We start from the raw sequence: 21228 nt of genomic DNA, 5'->3' as shown, positions 1-21228 counted from the left end.
CAGAAACTTTTTCAACCTGTTTTCGTATAAACAAATGAACCATTTTATCAACTATGTTAAGATAGAAAGGTAAAAGCCTTACATAATTTGCAATTTGCGATTTGCTGACTTATAGGAATGAGTTTTGCTTATAGAGGAAGGGATTTTAAATGTATCCACTTATACAACAATTAAACATCCATCCTGTATCCCTTTCATATGAAAATTGGCTGAGTATATTAAAAAAGCCGTTGTCAGAAAGGCCAAATTATTTATTCGAAAATGGGACTATTCAAATTGGTCAAGTAGTAGGGGAATTCCTTGGGATTCCAATTGATACTGACGATTATTATAATCATTTGTATGACTATGTAACTTCCAGAGAATTTCGTCTCTACCTATTGAGTGAAGATTCTCTTGATAAAACAATTGATAACAACCGTTTCCAAGCTGTACAGAAAATTTTGAACATCAGCCAAGAGCAAAAGCTGTCGGTTAATCGTTTTACAGCTTTTCTCGATGGTGAACAGCTTCTAATAAAATCCAATGTCCCTGTTATTCATCGCAAAATACGAGAAGCGATGATTGAAACGCTTGAACTGTTTACTCGGCTTGAACAGGATGGATTAAAAAATCATGAGCTTAGGCGGATATTGGTCGATATCATAAAGTGGTCGTTTAATCATTTGCAGCCAGCGCTCGAAACAGCTGATCCGCAAAAGGAAATGCCTCGGTTTATGTGGTACGGTGACTTTAAAAAAAGCCATCAATACTTTTTATTTTATTTAATTTCGCTTGGCTGTGACATGGTTATATTTCATCCTGAAGGCCGGGATATATTGGATGGTTTTATCACAGACCCCATTTTTAAGCATCAATATCCTAATCAGGAGCCCCCTGAACCTTTTCCAACCGAAAGGCGAAGCAGGAAAACTACCGTAGCGTACAGAGCTTCCAGAGAAATTGAATCAATACTCAATCAGGAAGGGTCTGGACTATACAAGCCTTGGCAGTTAAGAGAGTATACTCCGTCGTCACTTACACTGAGGACAACATACGATGAACTATTTATCCTTACTAAAGAAATGGCTATGATTCGTCCGGAATTTGAGGTGAAAAACGGTGAGGTGAAAATACCATCAATTTTCGCTAAAATTCAAGGTGTCAGTAAAAATAGAAAAGAGTACTGGGAACGTCTTCATTCCCTGGTCGAGTTAGAAAACAGCTTGCTAATACGCCAGCTTCCTTTCACTGTTCCAAGTTCAAGTGATTTTCGTTTTCATTATCGAAACGCTTTGGCTAAAGATGGGGTGATCGATCCCGCTACTATCATGAAATCGCATTATTGGCCTTATTCATTTTTGCCAGCAGGTTTACAAAAAGGTATCGCCAATGCGGTTAGAAACATCTGTGATAAGCCGGAGATCAACCCATTGCCAATGGAAAGCTTAGAGGAAGTGAAAATCTTCCTGTTTACTCAGTCCATGTTTTTGCCAAAAAGCATCATTCAAATGTTGGAACGCTTTGATTATTCACAGCAAGTACCCAAACTAATCGTATTCAATAATGAATTGACCGGAAGGCTGTCAAGGTCCGATGCCGCTATGATGCTTTTGCTCAATCAATTTGGTATTGATATCATTCTTTACAATCCAACGGGTCACAATGACATTGAAACATATATAGCTCCTGGAATTTTCGATATCCATTGGCTTGAGGATGTAGTTTTTGATCTAGCTTATAAAGAGCCGTCCCATTCCATTTTTAAAAAGGGGCTTTTCCAAGGTATTTTAAAAAATTTAAGGGGAGATTAACCAGTGAATTTATCACCTAATCCATCCAGTAATTTTACACCAGCGCCAACAGAGGACCTGTTGAATGAGGCCAAAGTTTCTGACATCAAGCTTGCTCTCCGCAAAGAACCTGAAATTCAAAATCTGGCACGCTCCATTGATGAACGTGACCAAATTCAAGTTTTAGAGTTTGGCAAAGAGCCAGCTGTACAAGTTTCACGATTCTCTGACCAAATTTTAGCTAACATGAGAACCACAAAGGTAGAGGATTCCGGTGAACTGTTAAAACAGCTTGGCCGAATTATGGATAAATTCGATCCAAAAGATTTCCAAAAGTCCTCAGGTGGTTTATTTGGCAAGCTTTTCAAAAAAGGCGAAAAAATGATTGAAAAAATATTTGGCAAATATCAAACCATGGGTTCCGAAATTGACAAAGTCTATGTAGAAATTTCAAAGTACCGTCAGGAAATGGTTGATGCAACTAGTATGCTTGAAGGAATGTATGAGCAGAACTATCAGTTTTATATGGCCCTCGAAAAGTATATTGTTGCGGGTGAATTAAAAGTAGAAGACTTAAAAAACAATCAGCTTCCACAGTTGGAAGCAAAAGCGGCTTCCGGTGACCAGCTTGCCTCGATGCAGCTTGATTCGTTAAAAAATGCAATAGAGCTATTAGAACAGCGTATCTATGATTTGGAAATGGCTAAAATGGTTGCACTGCAAACTGCTCCGCAAATTCGGATGCTTCAACGTGGAAATACAAAATTGATTGGAAAAATCAATTCGGCTTTTGTCACTACGATTCCGATTTTTAAAAATGGTTTAATCCAAGCGGTAGCAGCTAAACGGCAAAAGCTGGTGGCAGATTCCATGAGTGAATTGGACCGCAGAACCAATGAAATGCTGCTGCGGAATGCTCAAAATATTTCACAGCAAAGTGCAGATATTGCTAGACTCGCCGGCGGGCCGAGCATCAAAATTGAAACCATTGAGGAATCCTGGAACATCATCATCAAGGGAATGCAGGAAACGAAGGCAATTGAAGATGAAAACAGGCGCTTGCGCGAAGAGGGAACAAAACGGTTAGAACAGCTTCAAGACAATTTTAAAAAATTGAAGCAGCAATAAAAATAGACAAACTTTTGGATGGAGTGATAGAAGTGGCAATTAATTTACAAAAAGGCCAGCGAGTAGATTTGACCAAAAGTAACCCGGGTCTTACAAAAATTATGGTGGGTCTAGGCTGGGATCCTGTTCAAAGCGGCGGAGGCGGCGGGCTGTTCGGTTCACTGTTTGGCGGCGGCGGAGCACCAAACATTGACTGTGACGCATCTGTTATCATGCTGGGAGAAAATGATAAACTGAGGAATAACAAAGATGTCATCTATTTCGGTAATTTAAGAAGTAATGACGGAAGTGTCCAGCACTCTGGAGATAATTTAACAGGGGACGGAGACGGCGATGACGAGCAAATCATGATTGACTTAAGCAGGGTGCCGTCACATATTCAAAAACTTGTTTTCGTGGTCAATATTTATGACTGCGTTAAGCGTAAACAGCATTTTGGAATGATTCGCAACGCGTTTATCAGAGTAGTGAATCCATCAACAAACCAAGAATTAATTCATTATAATTTAACGGATAATTACAGTGGGCTTACCTGTCTTGTGACTGGAGAAATTTATCGCCACGGTAATGAATGGAAGTTTGCAGCAATTGGTAGTGGGACCAATGCAGCCGGTCTAAGTGAAGTCGTTCGTTCCTATAGCTAAAAACTAGAAATGTACCTTTCCTATGTAAATTATAAGCAATGAGGTGATTCTATTGGGCATCAATTTATCTAAAGGACAAAGAATTGATCTGACTAAAACCAATCCAGGATTAACGAAAGTAATTGTTGGACTTGGCTGGGATACCAACCGTTATCAAGGCGGCCATGATTTTGATTTAGATGCATCCGCATTTTTAACCGATGACAATAGTCGGGTCATCAATGATTCTGATTTTGTGTTTTACAATAATTTAACCGATCCGTCGGGTGCAGTAGAGCATACAGGTGACAACCGTACTGGGGAAGGGGACGGTGATGATGAGCAAATTAAAATTGATTTTAGTAAGGTTCCATCACATGTCCATCGAATTGCAATTGCAGTTACCATTCATGAGGCTGAGCAACGAAGTCAAAACTTTGGTCAAGTGAGCAATGCTTTTGTTCGGGTTGTTGACGAAGAGACTAATCGAGAAATATTAAGATTTGACTTAGGAGAAGATTTCTCTGTTGAAACAGCTGTCGTTGTGTGTGAACTATACCGTCATAACGGAGATTGGAAATTTAATGCTGTTGGCAGTGGCTTTTCTGGCGGTCTGGCTGCACTGTGCCGTAATTTTGGATTGCAAGTTTAATGTGATGATTTAGAGGTATTTTTTACAAAAAGAGACTGACCTGAAATTCAGTCTCTTTTTTATTAGTGTAATTTTATCATACTTTTTAAACCGTAATCTGTGTTAAAATATGAAGATATGAATAGTGTAGGGAGTGTCGTATCTTGAAGCAATATTTAGATTTATGCAAGCACGTGTTAGAAAATGGCGTGATAAAAGATGACCGTACGGGTACTGGTACAATCAGCACTTTTGGGTATCAGATGAGATTTGACCTGCAAGAGGGTTTTCCACTCCTGACAACCAAAAAACTGCATTTAAAATCAATTATTTATGAATTGCTATGGTTTTTAAATGGGGATACCAATGTTCGGTACTTACAGGAAAATGGAGTTCGAATTTGGAATGAATGGGCCGATGAGAATGGTGAGCTTGGACCGGTTTATGGTCACCAATGGCGGTCATGGACAGGTGCAGATGGAACAACAGTTGATCAGATAAGTCAATTAGTCGACCAAATAAAAAACAACCCAAATTCAAGAAGATTATTGATCAACGCTTGGAATGTTGCTGACATAGATAAAATGGCCCTTCCTCCATGCCATTGTATGTTCCAATTCTATGTGGCTGATGGAAAACTGTCCTGCCAATTATATCAGAGGTCAGCGGACTTGTTTTTAGGAGTTCCGTTTAATATTGCATCATATGCACTGTTAACGATGATGGTTGCCCAAGTATGCAACCTGGAACCTGGAGAATTTATCCATACTTTTGGGGATGTTCATATTTATAAAAATCATTTAGATAATGTGAAACTGCAGTTAGAACGAGAGCCAAGGCCATTGCCAAAAATGAAACTAAATCCTCAGGTTACCGATTTATTTGCCTTTTCCTATGATGATTTTACATTAGAAGACTATAATCCTTACCCACCTATTAAGGGAGTAGTTAGTGTATGATTTCGTTTATCTTAGCTATGGACAAGAATAATGTAATTGGCAAAGATAATCAGCTTCCTTGGCATCTTCCGGAAGATTTAAAGTTCTTTAAGCGGGTTACGATGGGGCACCCGATAGCGATGGGGAGGAAAACCCACCAATCTATTGGACGTGTACTTCCAGGCAGGGAAAATATCGTTATTACCCGACAGCAGGACTTTCAATGTCAAGGATGCACCGTTTTCTCCTCTATAGAAGAATTCGTTCAGTATAGTAGCAAAATCAGCGAGGAAGTTTTTGTGATTGGCGGGGCGGAAATATTCAAGGAAACATTTCCTTATGTGGACCGTCTCTATATAACATACATTAACGAAGCGTTTGATGGGGATACCTTCTTCCCCCTATTTACATTAAGTGAATGGGAACTTATCTCCTCTCAAAAAGGTATAAAAAATGAAAAAAACCCATATGACTATGAGTTTAAAATTTACGAGCGCAAAATTTATTAACGAGCATTGATGCTGACTTAATATCCATCAGCAGGAAATAAACACCTGCTGATGATCCTTTGTTAATCATTCATATTCTGCTAATTGTTTCAGCATGATTCGGAATTCGTCTGGATGGCAAAATTCTTCTTCATGAAAATGTGCCTTAATCCAGGCTATTAATTCTTTTGGAGTATTAAAGAATTCTCCACTGGTGTCGCTTTTACGAATCGTATACCTGCCATTGTCCTCATCAACTGTTACTTCTACTGGTAGAGCACCGTCAAAACTGAAGAGTGAAAATTCCATCCAATCACTTCCTATCCATGTAAGGTTCCAATTTAGTATATGTTACTTTAGAATTAATTATATGCATGGAAAAAACAGTTGTCAAAATACTTTAAAAATTCATTTATCTAAATGGACATTGACTTACCTAGTAGTTATTGTTAAATTGTTATAGAGATTACTAACTTGTATAAAAGAGTAAATTACCGAATTGCTCCTATTTAATTTGATATTGTGAATTTACTATGAATTATTTTGAAATCTTATCCCAAATTACTATTTCAATACTATAATTGGAGTAGGCTTATTAACCATTATTAAGGGGATGTTAATTATGTTTTCTAACATTGGAATACCAGGTTTAATATTGATTTTAACTCTTGCTCTCATTATTTTTGGACCAAAGAAATTGCCGGAAATTGGGCGGGCGTTTGGACAAACCTTAAAGGAATTTAAAAAATCAACCCGTGAACTGACAGATGATGTTATGGGAGACATCGAAGAAGAAAAGAAAAAATTGACTAAATAAGGTGTAAGATTCCGAGTCTTGCACCTTTTCTTCTCGGATTTAAAACTATTACTAAGTGTGAAAACTGATTAAGACTGATATAATTTTTACCACTGAAATTGGCAGGGGAAGTACATGGAAGATAAAGAATTACAATTAGTTGATCATCTTGAGGAATTGCGCAAACGGATTATTATAACTGCTATTGCCTTTGTTATCTTTTTTATCGTCGGATTTATTTATGTTGATGATATCTACAAGTGGTTTGTAAGAGATTTGGACGTTAAATTAATGGTCTTGGGACCAAGTGATATTATTTGGATTTATTTTATGCTTGCCACTGTAGTCGCAATTGCTGGAACCATTCCAGTTCTTGCAATTGAAATATGGTTGTTTGTAAAGCCAGCATTAAAACCGAATGAAAGAAGGATCACTCTTTCTTATATACCAGCTTTATTCATATTATTTATCATCGGACTTTCATTTGGTTATTTTATTATTTTCCCGATGGTCTTAAAGTTCTTGGTGAACATGGGCGGAGACATGTTTGTGACTAATTTCACGGCTGACCGCTATTTTCGCTTTATATTGAACATGAGTCTGCCATTTGGCGTTTTATTTGAATTGCCGGCAGTTGTAATGTTCTTAACGTCGCTTGGAATTATTAACCCCTTTGTTTTAGCGAAAATTCGCAAGTACGCCTATTTCGTTTTAGTGATTATTGCGGTTGTTATTACGCCGCCAGAATTTATGTCTGATTTTATAGTAACGGTTCCGCTGCTGCTTCTTTATGAGATTAGTATTACATTGTCTAAATTTGTGTATCGTAAAAAGCTGAAGAAACAACAAGAAGAAGAGTTAATAGAAGCATAAAAAAAGAAGGGGCTGTCCAAATAGTTAGGTAACTGACTTTAGATAGCCCCCTTTTTTATATTTTTTGGCTGGTTCGATTTGGCCTGTTGATTTGCGCTCCAGGCGCTTCGCTTTCCGCGGGGAGGTTCCGGGAGCCTCCTCGGCGCTTGCGCCTGCGGGGTCTCCCAAGATCTCTACATCCCGCAGGAGTCTTCGCGCCTTCCGTTCCAATCAACAGGGTGCAATCTATAAGTTTTGGGCTCCAAATAGCCAAATTTTAAAAAAACACAAAAAAGTCTTTTCTTGTAAAATGAAAGTTACTACACCAACATTTCAGAAAGGACGATTTTTATGTGTAATCAAATGACTACTACAGAAAATTATAACATCCAAATGACACTTCTTCCGACCGGAACAGCAATTCCAAAACGGACAAAGACTCAACCTTTATGTGAATGAAAGAAGATCATATGAAAAATGGCCAACTTAAGCCTGGGTATAATACGCAAATGAGCGTTTGTGACCTGCTGAGGGTTTGATCCACTATACTTAGCCAATGAAGGGAAAGCCATCATTATCTGCTCAGAATGTGAGAAACAGTTAGTGTTAGAAATATTGCAGAAATACCCTGAAGGAACACAGGCGTGTGTTATCGGATCCATCATAGGAAAAGAAAAAGGGCGACTATTATTAGAAACGCCCCTTGATTAACAGGAACCAGGTTTCCAAGAATTTGCTAGAAAATAAAGAACGTTATTAAATAAATAAAACAGGAGAAGGAAACCTCCATCCTATTTTGTTTTCATTAATTCTTGTGTGGTTTCAGATACAGTATATCCTAGACGTTTTAGATGCTTGCGAATCCCGCTTCGTTCCCATGTTTTTAAAATTTGGCCATCTAGCATATGTGCTGGATAGAAGATACCAATACTAGTAAGCTCATTAAAATTCATCCCTTGAAGAACATATCGTTCAATAATCTGATCCCGACGTTCGATAACAGCCAAAAATTTATTCATGGCCTGTTTAAACTCCTGCTTGGTAAAGATTCCTTTTTGATGTCCTGTAATATAAGTTTCACAATCAAGTTCCAGCAGCCTTTTTCCAGAAATAATGAAATCCTCAATACTGCCATCACTGCCGTTATACCACGGACCAAACGTAGTCATATCATAATCACCGACAAAAGTTACACCCAAGTCCGGAAAATAGGGGCAAGAAAAACCGCTGGTATGTCCGGGAGTATGTAAGAAATGAACTTTAATATCCCCAAAAACATATTCAGTATCATACTGGTACGCGCCGGAAATCTCGCCCAGATTTTTGGACCACTCTTCCGGGAGGGTCTTCATCCACAGCTTAACCCCTTTTTCCCCCCATTCCTGATAAACCCCATTCAATCGGGCCACACCTTCTATGGTACGGGATGAATCATACTCTTTGGGGTTTATTAATTTGACAGTGTCTTTAAATAGGTGGTTGTGAAGGGTATGATCGGGATGATAATGAGTATTAATAATTAACTCGACTCCATGTTCATGGTCAAGATCCAAAAGCTCCTGTGGGTCTGCACCCGTATCTATCAGTACCTTTTCTGAACAATTCACATATAAGCTGCGTGAATAGGGGACCTTACTTTGGTTTGGTCCTTCAATTATGAAAAGTGGACCTATTCGATGCATTATCATCACCTCTTTCTTGAAATATATTTAAATATGACTGAATGCTCATTCATTATACCATAACAATTTTTTTCCGAAAACACTCTTTTGACCTGTTTTCCTTTCATCATTAGAGAAACTTTGGTAAACTGAGTTTGGTAAATAGAACAAGCTGTAGGTGAAGATATGAAAGTCCGAATTTCCATGCTCATATTAATTATTTCCTCCGTATTGTTGGTTTCCTGTGGGGGGAACAAGATTGAAAATGCTGTCGATTGGCCGGTTAAAGATTTTACAGCCACTACTCATGAAAATAAGTCTCTTGGTTTAAAAGATTTAAAGGGGAAGATCTGGATTGCTGATTTTATTTTTACCAGTTGTGCCGATGTCTGCCCTCCAATGACGGCCAATATGGCCAATCTGCAAAAAAAGGTAAAGGATGAAGGCTTAGATAACGTAGAATTCGTTTCCTTTAGTGTTGATCCCTCGGTAGATACGCCAGAGGTCCTGACACGTTACGCTGGGCAATTCCAAGCAGATTTAAACCATTGGACCTTTTTAACAGGCTACTCACAGGAATTTATTGAGTCCTATGCTAGAGAAACTTTTAAAACAATAGTGAAAAAACCGGAAGAAGGCAATCAGGTCATTCATCAAACTTTTGTTTATCTTGTCAGTCAGGATGGGAAAATCAAGAAAAGTTATGATCTATATAAAAATGTTCCTTATGATGAAATCATTCATGATATCAAGGCATTACAATAGACCGTTTATTGGGTCTATTTTTTTTGCCAAGAATAGGATAAAGTACAGAATAACTTTGTATGTTTTCCAGACATGTTATAATAAAAATAGTTTAGAAGGAAGGTGAATCAAATGAAAAAATTAATCACCCTTCTAATTCTCTCTATCTTTGTATTAAGCTCCTGCAGTGAGTCTGAGCCAGTTGCACTTCACAAAGAGAAGCAGACAGTACGCAAAACATTTGCCCCTATACCTGCTGATTTTTTTCCAAGGCAATTAACAATTGTTTCAGCGGGTGATTCATTGACTGAAGGGATTGGAGATAGCACGGGTCAAGGGGGTTACTTGCCATATTTGAAATCTATGCTTGAAAATTCTAAGGGAATTAATGAGGTGGATTTTTTAAACTATGGTGTGAAGGGGAACCGAACCACCCAGCTGCTTAAGCGGCTGAATTCAACAGAAATGACAATGGCCATTCAAAAGGCGGATTTGGTTATACTAACGATAGGCGGAAATGATATTATGAAGGTTGTGAAGGATCATTTTTCAGATCTTCAAATAGCTGACTTTATGGAGGAAAAAGAAAATTACCGTGATCATTTAACGCAAATTATCGATACAGTTGTCCAGGAAAACCCCAATGCCTCGATCGTGTTGCTAGGCCTTTATAATCCTTTTTCTAAGTGGTTCTCAGATATAAAAGAATTGGATGAAATCGTCGCTGAATGGAATAAAACAGGGCAGTCGGTGATTGCAAACTATCCTAATGCGTATTTTGTTGATATTGAAGATTTGTTCGAAAAAACAAACGAAAATCTTTTATACACTGATAACTTTCATCCAAATGATAAAGGCTATGAGCTTATAGCAGGCCGACTCAATAAAACAATGGAAGAACAAGTCTTACCTGCGATTGAGAATAAGCCTTATATGGTTACTACAGAGGGGAATTAGATTGTATGAAGAACAAATGGAAAATCGGCTTCCTTGCCTTACTGGGAATTAATCTTTTAGTAGCAATTATTGTATTCTCATTAGCTCTCAGTCCGCCAAAAGAAACAAAAAACAATAAATCGGCGACACAGTCAGGTGAATACGTTTCTTTTCATGTGAACTCAAACAAATATGACTTAAACAAATTAATCAATCACTATTTACAGGAAGAAGCGTCTGGGTCAGCCGTCGATTATCGCGTGGTGCTCGGAGATGAAGTAGAGTTATACGGTACTCTTCCAGTATTTAATGATAAAGTGAATATGAAATTAACCTTTGAACCGGATGCGCTCAACAATGGTGATTTAAGGTTAAGGCAAAAATCAATGTCAATTGGCAGACTGCCGATTCCCATATCGTATGTACTTAGGTTTATTAGTGAGAATTACAAGTTGCCGAATGGAGTAGAGATTAAATCGGATGACCAAATGATTTATGTTCATATGCAGCAATTAAAACTCAAAAGTGATATGAAAATAAAGGCAGATAAATTCGACCTGAAAAAGGATGATATTGCGTTTACTATATTAGTTCCAGTTAAATAGTTATGCACTTCAGAAGCCAAACCAAGAAACTGGTTTGGCTTTTCCGATTCTCAGCATCCATAAAAGGTCTGCAGATTTTATTTTTTCTTATCGATTCTGTATACTCAAACTAGATAGGTTATCTTTACAAAAGGGGTGGTAATATGGATAACGAGAGGCATTTAGCCACATTTGCCGGCGGCTGTTTTTGGTGTATGGTCAAGCCTTTTGATGAACAGCCAGGCATCTTCAGCGTCATTTCGGGTTATACAGGCGGCACTGTTGAGAACCCCACTTATGAACAGGTATGTTCTGGCACAACGGGGCATTATGAAGCAGTACAAATTACGTTCAATCCGGATGTTTTTCCATACGAAAAATTACTTGAGTTATACTGGCAGCAGATTGATCCTACTGATCCAGGCGGCCAATTTTATGACAGGGGCCAATCTTACCAAACAGCAATTTTTTATCATAACGATGCCCAAAAGAAACTTGCAGAGGAATCCAAACAGAAATTAGCCGATAGTAAAAAGTTTAATAAACCAATTGTGACTCCAATCCTGCCAGCTGAACCGTTTTATCCTGCTGAGGAGTATCATCAGCACTACTATAAAAAGAATCCATTGCATTACCAGCGATATCAGATAGGATCTGGCCGGGCGGGGTTTATTCAAGCAAATTGGGGGAATCAGAATCATGGCAAATAAGGATACTGCGGAACTAAAAAAAAGTTTGACTGAACTTCAATATGAAGTGACTCAGAATAGCGCAACTGAGCCGCCATTCCGCAATGAATATTGGAATGAAACAAGAGACGGAATTTATGTTGACATTGTTTCTGGGAAACCTTTGTTCAGTTCCTTAGACAAATATGATGCCGGCTGTGGCTGGCCTAGTTTTACGAAACCAATTGAAGAGGAAGAAATTTTAGAAAAAGATGATTTCAGCCATTTTATGGTTCGGACAGAGGTCCGGAGCAAGTCTGCAGATTCCCATCTCGGGCATTTGTTTAATGATGGGCCTCACCCCACAGGATTAAGATATTGCATAAATTCTGCTGCACTAAAGTTTATTCCAAAGGATAAGCTAGAAGAAGAAGGGTATGGGGAGTATCTCAAATTATTTGAAGGAAAATAAGAGCCGCACATCAGCGGCTCTTTATTTTTTCACTTTTATGGAGGGAAGTGGACGTCATTCCACCCGAGAGGATAAATTTCATTGCATCCTCCGGTTTCACATCAATAATTTCTACCTGATCTTTTGGAATCAGAAACGTGAAGCCGGCTACTTGAAAGGTTTGCGGCACGTAAACCGCAACATAATCTTTTAAGGGGCTATAAAAATCCTCCAATTGATCCGATGTAATAAAACCAAGGCTGCGCATCTCAGTACCAGGAATCATGACAAGTGCCACCTTCGAAAAAGACTTTTTATCGCCAAGGAACGATTGAATTGTATCTTTGATGACCGAATAGATTGTTTTTACTACAGGTATCCGGTCAAGTAGGTAATCAATCAATTTGATTACTTTTCCTGTTATGTACTTCGTGGACATCCAGCCTAACACAGTAATTAAAATGAGCGTGGTTAGCAGCCCAATCCCTGGAATATAGTCATCTCTGAAATAAGGTTTCAGTGTGTTTCCAAGCAAGCCATCCAAAAATAAAAACGTTTTATATATTACATAAATGACGAGAATGATTGGAACAATGGTCAGGATTCCATTGAGAAAGTTTCTTATGATTGTCTTCATGATTTCACCTGTCTTTCACTTTGTCTCTAAAATAATATAGGCGTTTGCACATACAGGTCAAGCACCTATTACATAATCTAACAGGGAAATGAAACAAATATTAGAGGAGTGAATGCAAATGTATGGATATGGTTACGGATTTGGCCATGATGGCTGTGGGTGCGGATTTGGCTATCCAGCAGGCGGTTTTGGTTATGGAGGCTTTGGATTTGGTGCAGGATTTGGCGGGTTTGCGTTAATTGTTGTTCTATTTATCTTATTAATTATCATTGGCGCAAGCTGGGCTTATTAATATAAAAAAAGCTGTCTCCATGTATCGGAGACAGCTTTTTTTATCCAATAATTACTTTTTCTTTCGGGTAGTGGAAGGTTTCTTTACTACCTTTACCCCTTAACAGCAACAAGCAAGTAATAATCCCCACTCGTCCAATAAACATTAACAGAATAATGACCAGTTTTCCGAAGGTTGTTAAACTAGGGGTTAGTCCCATCGATAAACCGTTGGTTCCAAAAGCAGAGGCCACCTCAAAGATAATCATCATCATCGTGCCTTTTTCAGAAATTGAAAGAATGATAATGGATGACAAACACAGCAAAGCTCCTGTGGTGATCACAATAAAAGATTTAAACACATCATCGGTGTTAAGTTCACGTTTAAATACTTTAATTGACCCTTTTCCTCGTGCGTAAAAAAACACCGCTAACAGGGCTATGGCAAATGTAGTCGTCCGAATACCGCCACTGGCACTGCTTGGCGACCCTCCGATAAACATTAAGATTGCCAAAAACAGCTGATTCGTTGCCGTAAATTGATTGATATCCGTCGTTGCTAGCCCGGCACTTTTGGTAGTTACGGAATGAAATAAAGAGTAAAAGAATGATTCATGCCAATCTTTGTCCTTGAAGAAATGGTCCATGTCCAATAGGTAGATGATAATAGCACCAAGTATTGTCACAATTATAAAAGTAGTGGTTGTTAGTTTGGTGAAAAGTGTAAAATGAAATTTTTTCTTAACTCGTAAGTTTAATAAGAACTCATAAAATTCAATAATAACAGGAAACCCAATGGCCCCAAAAATAATTAAAAACATAATGATGGACTGGATAAAATAATCATTCTCAAAAGGAATAAGAGAGGCATTTGTAATATCGAAACCTGCATTTGTTGTCGCACTTATGGAAGAAAAAAGCCCATGTTTTAATGCAGCGGCAAAAGTATCATAATAGTCCATATAAGCGATGGTTAGGATAATGCCACCAAGAATTTCAATTGAAAACATCATGATTAATATTCTCTTTGCTAAATGAACCAACCCCGATAGGTTTGATTGGTTTTGGTCAATCATGATTAATTGCCTCTCTCTAAGACCCACTTTTTTCCCCACTACAATCCACAAGAAGGTACTTAAAGACATGACACCTAATCCGCCAAGCTGCAGAATGACACATAATAAAAAGATGCCAAAATTGTTAAAGGTATCGTTTATTGAAATCACACTTAAACCAGTGACACTGATGGCACTCGCAGAGGTAAATAATGCATCAATAAAACTTATACTAGCATTAGGCCGATGCCCCCATGGTAATAATAATAATAAAGTGGATACAATTAACGCGGACATGTAAAAGATGACAATTAATTGGATAGCTGATAATTCCTTTGATTTTGTCTGCAATGATCTTCCTGTTTTCATTTCTTCCCTTCCTTAAACGAATCTCCCTGTAATTCTATAATAATTGCAGCAAAAAGTAAAAGTTTGGTAAGGACAATAGGCTGGCAAGCCTCGTGGGTACTTTTTCTTTTGTTTACTGTCAATTACATGAAAGAAACAATAGTCTCCATCATACAATTTCTATGACAACTCATTATTTATAAAAGAAAGCGGTGTTCTTTGTGGCACATTCTTTTTTAATAAAGCCGATGCTTGATGAGGTTTACCCTGTCATTGCCTATGGAAAAGGAGTTTATTTATATGACGAAAATGGAAAAAGATACTTGGACGGATCATCTGGTGCTGTAACCGCCAATATCGGTCATGGAGTGGCGGAAATATTGGAGGCAATCAAGGAACAGGCAGAAAAGATTTCGTTTGTTTACCGCTCGCAATTTACCAGTAAGGCAGCAGAACGTTTAGCAGAGAAGCTTGCTTGCCTGACACCCGGAGATTTGAACTGGAGTTTTTTTGTCAACAGTGGTTCCGAAGCTACTGAGACAGCCATGAAAATGGCGATTCAATATTGGCAAGAACAGGGAATTACCACTAAAACAAAAATATTATCCAGATGGGTAAGCTATCACGGCATTACACTAGGTGCACTTTCTATGTCGGGCCATACCGGCAGAAGAGCAAGATTTGTCCCGCTGCTTGAGGACTTTCCCACTATCCATCCTCCTTATTGTTACCGCTGTCCCTACCACCTTCAAGCACCTTCCTGTGATTATCTATGTGCAAGAGAATTGGAAACAGCCATTCAAAGAATAGGTGCCGAACAAGTCGCTGCATTTATCGCTGAACCGGTTATCGGTGCGGCTGGCGGTGCCATCGCTCCCCCAAAAGACTACTTTCAAACCATCCGAAAAATTTGTGATCAATATGAAATACTTTTTATCGCCGATGAAGTAATGACAGGGTCTGGACGAACCGGATCGATGCTTGCTTGTGAACACTGGGGTGTACTTCCTGATATCGTTGCAGTTGGAAAAGGGCTGGGTGCAGGGTACACGCCGATTGCTGCCGCAATTGCCAGTGATAAAGTGATGAAGCCAATTCTAAATGGATCAAAATCAGTGATGAGCGGACATACATTAAGCGCGAACCCCTTATCATGTGCAGTTTCCTTAGCTGTTTTGGAATATCTGCAAAAAAATGATCTTATGAGTCAAGTAAAATCTAAATCTGTTTATCTGATGAATGCCCTCGAACAGTTAAAGAACCAGTTTTCCTTTGTAGGTGATATTCGTGGCAAAGGGCTGCTTCTCGGGATTGAATTTGTTTCGGACCGCAAAACAAAGCGGCCGTTCGCAAGAAATGTATCGGTAACCCAGAAAATCATAAACTTGGCCAAGGAACAAGGTCTGCTTGTTTACCCGGCAGGTGCAGGTCTTGACGGAGTAAACGGTGATGCCATTATCATATCACCGCCATTAACAATTTCAGAGACAGAAATTGACGAATTAGTTGATTTATTATCGAAAGCCTTTAAAGTCTTTGCCAATCTACTCAAGGAACAGGAAATGGCTGGTGAAGGGTAAATGGAAAATCCTTTTAATAAAGTTACTACACTAGACCAGGTGCTGGATTTTTTTCATGATGGGATGACTTTGATGTTTGGTGGATTCGGTGGTGTTGGTTCACCACCGGGACTTATTGGCGGAATATTAGAAAAGAAGGTAAAACATCTGAAGTTAATTGGAAATGATACTGGCTTTCCAGACATCGGAATCGGCAAACTAGTCAGCAATGGCAGGGTCGACAATGTCATCGCATCCCATATCGGATCCAATCCTATTGCCGGCCGTCTGATGCACGAAGGGAAGCTAGATGTTGAATTTTCTCCACAAGGAATCCTTGTAGAGCGAATAAGGGCCGGTGGCGTAGGCCTTCCCGGAATTTTATCGGATATCGGAACCGATAATGAAATAGTGGCCAAAGATAAACCGTTAGTTGAACTAAACGGGAAAAAGTATCTGGTGGAAACAGCGCTAACTGCAGAGGTTTCCATTGTTTATGCTAAAAAGGCTGATGAGTACGGGAATTTAATCTATGACAAAAGTGCCCGTAACACCAACCCCCTGGTGGCAATGGCCGGCAAAATCACCATCGCAGAGGTTGAAGAAATTGTTTCTCTTGGGAGTTTAAGTCCAGAAGAGATTATTACTCCTGGGGTATTTGTCGATTATGTTATTCCATCAAAGGGGGTCAATTGGAAATGGGCTTGGGAATAGAAACTCGCCATCGCTTAGCAAAAAGAGCTGCTGAAGAAATTAAAACAGGCATGGTTGTCAATCTCGGAATTGGCATTCCTTCTCTCGTTCCCAATCACTTGCCAGAGGATATCAAGGTCATGTTCCACGCTGAAAATGGGATTGTTGGAATGGGCCCAAGCCCTAATAGTGGGGACGAAGATGAGAATTTATGTAATGCAGGCGGATTTCCGGTGACTTTAAACAGTGGGGGATCATATTGTGACAGTTCTATTGCGTTTGGGATAATCCGCAGCGGCAGAATAGATCTAACCATTTTAGGTTCCCTTCAGGTTAGTCAATCAGGAGATTTAGCCAATTGGATTGTGCCGGGGAAAAAAGTGCCAGGAATGGGCGGGGCGATGGAGCTTGCCCAAAAGGCGAAAAAGGTCATTGTCCTCATGAATCACTGTGATAAAAATGGAAGTCCAAAAATAGTGGAAAAATGCACGCTGCCATTAACATCTTCGGGCACGGTAAACATGATTGTAACAGAATTAGCCGTTTTTCAAGTAACCGAAGCCGGTCTCATCCTGACAGAAATTTTTCCTCCATTTGAATTGGAGACGGTTAGGTCAAAAACAGAAGCCGTGTTTCAAGTGAGTAAAAATATCAGGAGAATTGCTTACTAATGTCTAAAGGAGTGGACTGCTTGATGAAGGATGAAGGGCGAATAAGAAACTGGCTGAAGGAAAATCGTGCAAGAGGGGCAAGATTATTACAATTACTGGTCCGTGAAAACAGTACTCGGGGAAATGAAAGCAGCGCACAGGCAATACTTATTGAAAAATGCCGGCAACTTGGTTTAACATTAGACATTTGGGAAATTGGCGGGGATGAACTGACTAAACATCCAGCCTATTGCTGTGACCGTTCCAGTTTTGCAGGAAATCCTAATCTTGTCGCAGTGTTAAAAGGGACTGGGGGAGGCAGGTCGCTCATCCTAAATGGGCATATTGACGTCGTGCCGGTTGGTGACCTCAACAATTGGGACCGTGATCCCTTTAGCGGTTGGATTGAGTCAGGCAAGCTTTATGGGAGAGGAACCACAGATATGAAAGGGGGAACCGTTGCGTTATTAATGGCATTGGAATCAATTGTCGCAACCGGAGTAAAGTTAAAAGGAGACGTCATATTTCAAAGTGTCATTGAGGAAGAAAGCGGCGGTGCCGGTACTCTTGCGGCAGTGTTAAGAGGATATCAGGCGGATGGTGCATTGATTCCTGAACCGACCAATATGAAGCTATTCCCCAAACAGCAAGGTTCGATGTGGTTTAGAATTACGGTGTCCGGAAAGGCAGCCCATGGGGGTACCAGATACGAAGGAGTTAATGCGATTGAAAAGGCTCAGAGGGTCATAGAGCGACTCCTGCAGTTGGAGAAGGACAGAAATGCCAACATCAACGATCCTTTGTACGAGAATATATCGATCCCCATTCCGATTAATATTGGGAAAATTCAAAGCGGCGACTGGCCTTCCTCCGTTCCGGATAAGGCGATTATCGAGGGGCGAATGGGAGTAGCCCCAGATGAAACCATTGCTGCCGCTCAACAAGAGATGGAAAATTGTTTGCAGGAGCTTAATGAACAGGATGAATGGTTCGTTCTTCATCCACTGACCCTGGAATGGTTTGGAGGTCGATGGCAGCCTGGTAAATTAGAAACAAGTCACCCCTTGATGCAAGAGTTGTCTAAAGGCTTTAAGCAAGTAATGGGGAAAGCCCCAATGATAGAAGCTAGCCCATGGGGAACAGATGGAGGAATACTTTCATCGGTCGGTAACACACCGGTTGTCGTATTTGGACCGGGCATCACTGAGGTTGCTCATGATGCAAATGAGCATATTATTTTGGAAGATATGTTTACCGCCAGCGAAATCATTGCCCTGACAATCATAGCTTGGTGTGGATGTGAAGACTAGCGGTATGTGCCTGGCTCACGCATGGCCAGGCTTATTTGTTATAGGCACATTTTATAAAGGGGGGTAACAATGACGCATTTAGCAAAAACAGTTTGTGTCAAGGAACGTGATTTTACTGCAGATATCTTCCTCGATCCATTTAATAAACGAATACGAATCGATGATTACCGAGGGAATACCAAGGCATTGTTACAAATGGTAGAAGACATGGTGATAAAACATCGTGCTGATAAACTAATTGTTAAAGGGCGGAACGAAGATGTCAGCACTTTCTATGAGCTTGGACTTCAACCAGAGGGCATGATCGATCGATATTTTCTCGGTTCCCATGCTTATTTTTTCTCTAAATTCTATACGGCAGATCGTAAGAAAAGTGATTATTGGATTACAGAAGATCAAATTATTCATAGTGTTTGTCAGTTAGGCTCTACTAATCAAAGGCCCTTGGTTCCGCAAGAATATGTGTTAAAAAGGGTTGAGGAAAGCTCAGCAGCTGAACTTGCTTTGCTTTACAGCAAGGTTTTCCAAATATATCCAACTCCTTTACATGACCCGAAATATATTAGTAAAACCATGAAGGATGGGACGATTTATTATGCATATTTCCATCAAGAAAAGATAGTCAGTGCTGCTTCAGCGGAGGTGAATTTATTTTATAAGAATGCTGAACTGACAGATTGTGCCACACTTCCGGAGCACAGAAAGTTTGGCTTAATGAAATTTTTATTAAATGCACTTGAGAAGGAATTGCAAAGGAAGGGGATTTTTTGTGCTTATTCAATTGCAAGAGCGTTATCTTTTGGCATGAATGCAGCCCTTTTCCAGTTAGAATATTCTTATCGCGGAAGGTTAATGAACAATTGTTATATTTATGACAAGCTAGAAGATATGAATATGTGGGTAAAAGATTTATCAACCTGCTGAAATTTCGGCGCCTTATCACAGTTTTTCGGCACTTAAAGCTATTCCGAAAAGGCGGTTAAAATATGGAGCAGCAAAATGCTTTAACCAAAGAAGTTTTGACAGCCATATTAAATAGTATTGATGAGGGAATCCATGTGGTCAACACCGAAGGAAAAACAGTTTTTTATAATGCGGTTGCTGCCAGGCATGATGGTATGGAAGTGGAGGAGGTACTTGGAAAACATTTATTTGAAGCATTTCCTTCTTTATCAGAGCAGTCAAGCACTTTATTAAAAGTAATGGCCACCAGACAGCCCATTTACAATCAGGCACAGGTTTATGTTAATTTACATGGAGCCAGGATTGATACCATTAATACGACCTTGCCCATATTTATTGGAAAGAAAATTGTCGGCGCTGTTGAGATTGCAAAAGATTACTCCAGGATGAAACTTCTCGCAGAGAGATTGCTCGACCTGCAAAAGGAAGTAAATAAGGGAAAAAGAAAAAAAACACCAAAGCATGTCAATTATACACTTGAGGATTTAAAGACCAACGACCCGAATTTTGAAAAAATGAAGCAGGAAGCCAAAAAACTGGCAAAGTCGGAGTCTTCAATTCTGGTCTATGGAGAGTCTGGCACGGGAAAAGAGTTGTTGGTGCAAGGAATTCATCATGAATCAAGTAGAAGCAACGGGCCATTTATTGCCCAAAATTGTGCTGCAATACCTGAAACATTGCTTGAAAGCATACTTTTTGGCACTGTAAAAGGCAGTTATACAGGAGCCGTTGATCGAAAAGGGCTATTTGAATTGGCGGATGGCGGCACTTTATTCCTCGATGAACTGCATGCGATGCCCATTGAATTGCAGGCGAAACTTCTAAGGGTGTTGGAGGATGGACTGATTAGACGGGTAGGAAGCTTGGAAAGTTCAATCGTGAATGTACGGGTGATTGCTGCTATCAACGTCCCTCCTCTACAGGCTCTACAAGATAAACTGCTTCGGTCTGATTTATATTATCGATTAAATGTGTTCAGTTTCTCCCTTCAACCATTAAGGGAGAGAAAATCAGATATTTTATTTCTATCCGACCTTTTCATAAGAGAATTTGGTCAAAAGTTACAGAAATCAGTTAAAGACATGGAGAAAAAGCTTAAGAAATTTTTCGAAGAGTATTCTTGGCCGGGAAATGTACGTGAATTAAAACACACAATTGAGTATATGGTAAATGTCTGTGAGGGAGAAAGATTGTTAATTGAACACTTGCCCGTGATGTTAAAGCACCAGATAAATTCAAACAGAGATACTGTCGATTCGGAAGGATTATCATTAAGAAAAAATGTAATGAATTTGGAACGAAAATTGATTATGGAGGCAATGAAGTTGTGTAGAGGCAATATTAACCAAGCTGCTAGAATTCTAGAAATCCCCAGGCAAACCTTACAATATAAACTCAAAAAAATGATATGAAGTGCCGAATATTCGGCACTTATTTTTTATATATAACTCGCTGACATCTCGATCCCAAC

General features: G+C 39.4%; 25 protein-coding genes. 21 read left to right on the top strand and 4 right to left on the bottom strand.

What is annotated here, in order from left to right; genetic code table 11:
• Window positions 1-149 precede the first annotated feature (149 nt).
• From BN2425_RS08415 to BN2425_RS08390, 6 genes are all read left to right on the top strand, one after another.
• Entirely contained in the window at window positions 150-1793 is a 1644-nt protein-coding gene (locus BN2425_RS08415; RefSeq protein ID WP_042457580.1) for a YceG family protein, read from the top strand.
• A gap of 3 nt (window positions 1794-1796) precedes the next feature.
• Window positions 1797-2900: a toxic anion resistance protein gene (locus tag BN2425_RS08410; protein ID WP_042457577.1), complete on the top strand. Its 1104-nt coding sequence runs from the start codon at window positions 1797-1799 to the stop codon at window positions 2898-2900.
• Window positions 2901-2932: 32 nt separating this feature from the next.
• Window positions 2933-3544 carry a TerD family protein gene (locus BN2425_RS08405; protein WP_042457574.1) on the top strand — a complete coding sequence of 204 codons (612 nt, stop codon included), beginning with the start codon at window positions 2933-2935 and terminating at the stop codon, window positions 3542-3544.
• 52 nt (window positions 3545-3596) lie between these two features.
• Window positions 3597-4175: a TerD family protein gene (locus BN2425_RS08400; protein ID WP_042457571.1), complete on the top strand. Its 579-nt coding sequence runs from the start codon at window positions 3597-3599 to the stop codon at window positions 4173-4175.
• Between the two features lie 143 nt (window positions 4176-4318).
• A complete protein-coding gene (locus tag BN2425_RS08395) occupies window positions 4319-5113 on the top strand; it encodes a thymidylate synthase (protein WP_042457568.1) in 795 nt (264 codons plus the stop codon).
• Complete coding sequence (locus BN2425_RS08390; RefSeq protein ID WP_042457565.1) at window positions 5110-5601, top strand: dihydrofolate reductase; 492 nt, start codon at window positions 5110-5112, stop codon at window positions 5599-5601. Before BN2425_RS08395 ends, BN2425_RS08390 begins: the two co-directional genes overlap by 4 nt.
• Before the next feature lie 66 nt (window positions 5602-5667).
• Here BN2425_RS08390 and BN2425_RS08385 read toward each other — a convergent pair whose 3' ends face one another.
• The gene (locus BN2425_RS08385; RefSeq protein WP_042457562.1) at window positions 5668-5889 is read right to left on the bottom strand and encodes a hypothetical protein; all 222 of its coding nucleotides are present in this window, start codon (window positions 5887-5889) and stop codon (window positions 5668-5670) included.
• A gap of 313 nt (window positions 5890-6202) precedes the next feature.
• Here BN2425_RS08385 and tatA point away from each other — a divergent pair, with 313 nt between their 5' ends.
• The 3 genes from tatA to BN2425_RS22990 all read left to right on the top strand — a co-directional run bounded on the left by tatA (window position 6203) and on the right by BN2425_RS22990 (window position 7939).
• Window positions 6203-6397 (top strand): twin-arginine translocase TatA/TatE family subunit, encoded by a 195-nt coding sequence (gene tatA, locus BN2425_RS08380; RefSeq protein ID WP_042457559.1) that lies wholly within the window; start codon window positions 6203-6205, stop codon window positions 6395-6397.
• 114 nt (window positions 6398-6511) lie between these two features.
• On the top strand, window positions 6512-7249 hold the full coding sequence (gene tatC / locus BN2425_RS08375) for a twin-arginine translocase subunit TatC (protein WP_042457555.1): 738 nt from the start codon (window positions 6512-6514) through the stop codon (window positions 7247-7249).
• 549 nt (window positions 7250-7798) lie between these two features.
• Complete coding sequence (locus BN2425_RS22990; RefSeq protein ID WP_319922069.1) at window positions 7799-7939, top strand: hypothetical protein; 141 nt, start codon at window positions 7799-7801, stop codon at window positions 7937-7939.
• An 80-nt stretch (window positions 7940-8019) separates the two neighbouring features.
• Here the strand turns inward: BN2425_RS22990 and BN2425_RS08360 are convergent, their stop codons facing one another.
• Window positions 8020-8910 (bottom strand): MBL fold metallo-hydrolase, encoded by an 891-nt coding sequence (locus BN2425_RS08360; RefSeq protein WP_042457552.1) that lies wholly within the window; start codon window positions 8908-8910, stop codon window positions 8020-8022.
• Window positions 8911-9075: 165 nt separating this feature from the next.
• Between BN2425_RS08360 and BN2425_RS08355 the strand changes: the two genes are divergently transcribed.
• The 5 genes from BN2425_RS08355 (at window position 9076) to msrB (ending at window position 12293) form a co-directional block, all read left to right on the top strand.
• Window positions 9076-9654, top strand: coding sequence for an SCO family protein (locus BN2425_RS08355; protein ID WP_042457549.1), 579 nt, complete (start codon window positions 9076-9078; stop codon window positions 9652-9654).
• A 111-nt stretch (window positions 9655-9765) separates the two neighbouring features.
• A complete protein-coding gene (locus tag BN2425_RS08350; RefSeq protein ID WP_042457546.1) occupies window positions 9766-10590 on the top strand; it encodes an SGNH/GDSL hydrolase family protein in 825 nt (274 codons plus the stop codon).
• Window positions 10591-10595: 5 nt separating this feature from the next.
• Window positions 10596-11174, top strand: coding sequence for a YpmS family protein (locus BN2425_RS08345; protein ID WP_042457545.1), 579 nt, complete (start codon window positions 10596-10598; stop codon window positions 11172-11174).
• A 143-nt stretch (window positions 11175-11317) separates the two neighbouring features.
• Window positions 11318-11863: a peptide-methionine (S)-S-oxide reductase MsrA gene (gene msrA / locus BN2425_RS08340; protein ID WP_042457542.1), complete on the top strand. Its 546-nt coding sequence runs from the start codon at window positions 11318-11320 to the stop codon at window positions 11861-11863.
• Window positions 11853-12293 (top strand): peptide-methionine (R)-S-oxide reductase MsrB, encoded by a 441-nt coding sequence (gene msrB, locus BN2425_RS08335; protein WP_042457539.1) that lies wholly within the window; start codon window positions 11853-11855, stop codon window positions 12291-12293. Before msrA ends, msrB begins: the two co-directional genes overlap by 11 nt.
• A gap of 10 nt (window positions 12294-12303) precedes the next feature.
• Here msrB and BN2425_RS08330 read toward each other — a convergent pair whose 3' ends face one another.
• Window positions 12304-12909 (bottom strand): DUF502 domain-containing protein, encoded by a 606-nt coding sequence (locus BN2425_RS08330; protein ID WP_042457536.1) that lies wholly within the window; start codon window positions 12907-12909, stop codon window positions 12304-12306.
• A 118-nt stretch (window positions 12910-13027) separates the two neighbouring features.
• Between BN2425_RS08330 and BN2425_RS23510 the strand changes: the two genes are divergently transcribed.
• Window positions 13028-13201 carry a YjcZ family sporulation protein gene (locus tag BN2425_RS23510; RefSeq protein WP_074433028.1) on the top strand — a complete coding sequence of 58 codons (174 nt, stop codon included), beginning with the start codon at window positions 13028-13030 and terminating at the stop codon, window positions 13199-13201.
• Between the two features lie 40 nt (window positions 13202-13241).
• On the opposite strand, the gene BN2425_RS08320 is transcribed toward BN2425_RS23510, so the two are convergent.
• Window positions 13242-14603: a TrkH family potassium uptake protein gene (locus BN2425_RS08320; protein ID WP_042457533.1), complete on the bottom strand. Its 1362-nt coding sequence runs from the start codon at window positions 14601-14603 to the stop codon at window positions 13242-13244.
• A 200-nt stretch (window positions 14604-14803) separates the two neighbouring features.
• Here BN2425_RS08320 and BN2425_RS08315 point away from each other — a divergent pair, with 200 nt between their 5' ends.
• The 6 genes from BN2425_RS08315 to BN2425_RS08290 all read left to right on the top strand — a co-directional run bounded on the left by BN2425_RS08315 (window position 14804) and on the right by BN2425_RS08290 (window position 21169).
• Window positions 14804-16162 (top strand): aspartate aminotransferase family protein, encoded by a 1359-nt coding sequence (locus BN2425_RS08315; protein WP_154663478.1) that lies wholly within the window; start codon window positions 14804-14806, stop codon window positions 16160-16162.
• The gene (locus BN2425_RS08310) at window positions 16163-16855 is read left to right on the top strand and encodes a CoA transferase subunit A (protein ID WP_042457530.1); all 693 of its coding nucleotides are present in this window, start codon (window positions 16163-16165) and stop codon (window positions 16853-16855) included.
• The gene (locus BN2425_RS08305) at window positions 16840-17505 is read left to right on the top strand and encodes a 3-oxoacid CoA-transferase subunit B (RefSeq protein ID WP_042457527.1); all 666 of its coding nucleotides are present in this window, start codon (window positions 16840-16842) and stop codon (window positions 17503-17505) included. Before BN2425_RS08310 ends, BN2425_RS08305 begins: the two co-directional genes overlap by 16 nt.
• On the top strand, window positions 17505-18794 hold the full coding sequence (locus BN2425_RS08300; protein WP_235714585.1) for a peptidase: 1290 nt from the start codon (window positions 17505-17507) through the stop codon (window positions 18792-18794). Before BN2425_RS08305 ends, BN2425_RS08300 begins: the two co-directional genes overlap by 1 nt.
• 69 nt (window positions 18795-18863) lie before the next feature.
• Window positions 18864-19718, top strand: a complete 855-nt coding sequence (gene ablB / locus BN2425_RS08295; RefSeq protein WP_042457525.1) for a putative beta-lysine N-acetyltransferase — start codon at window positions 18864-18866, stop codon at window positions 19716-19718.
• A gap of 62 nt (window positions 19719-19780) precedes the next feature.
• On the top strand, window positions 19781-21169 hold the full coding sequence (locus BN2425_RS08290) for a sigma-54 interaction domain-containing protein (protein ID WP_042457522.1): 1389 nt from the start codon (window positions 19781-19783) through the stop codon (window positions 21167-21169).
• Window positions 21170-21228: the final 59 nt, after the last annotated feature.

The organism is Neobacillus dielmonensis (assembly GCF_000612665.1).
Taxonomy (GTDB): Bacteria; Bacillota; Bacilli; order Bacillales; family Cytobacillaceae; genus Neobacillus; species Neobacillus dielmonensis.
Note: the sequence above shows the minus strand (reverse complement) of the source record. Positions and strands in the feature narration are given on the sequence as shown.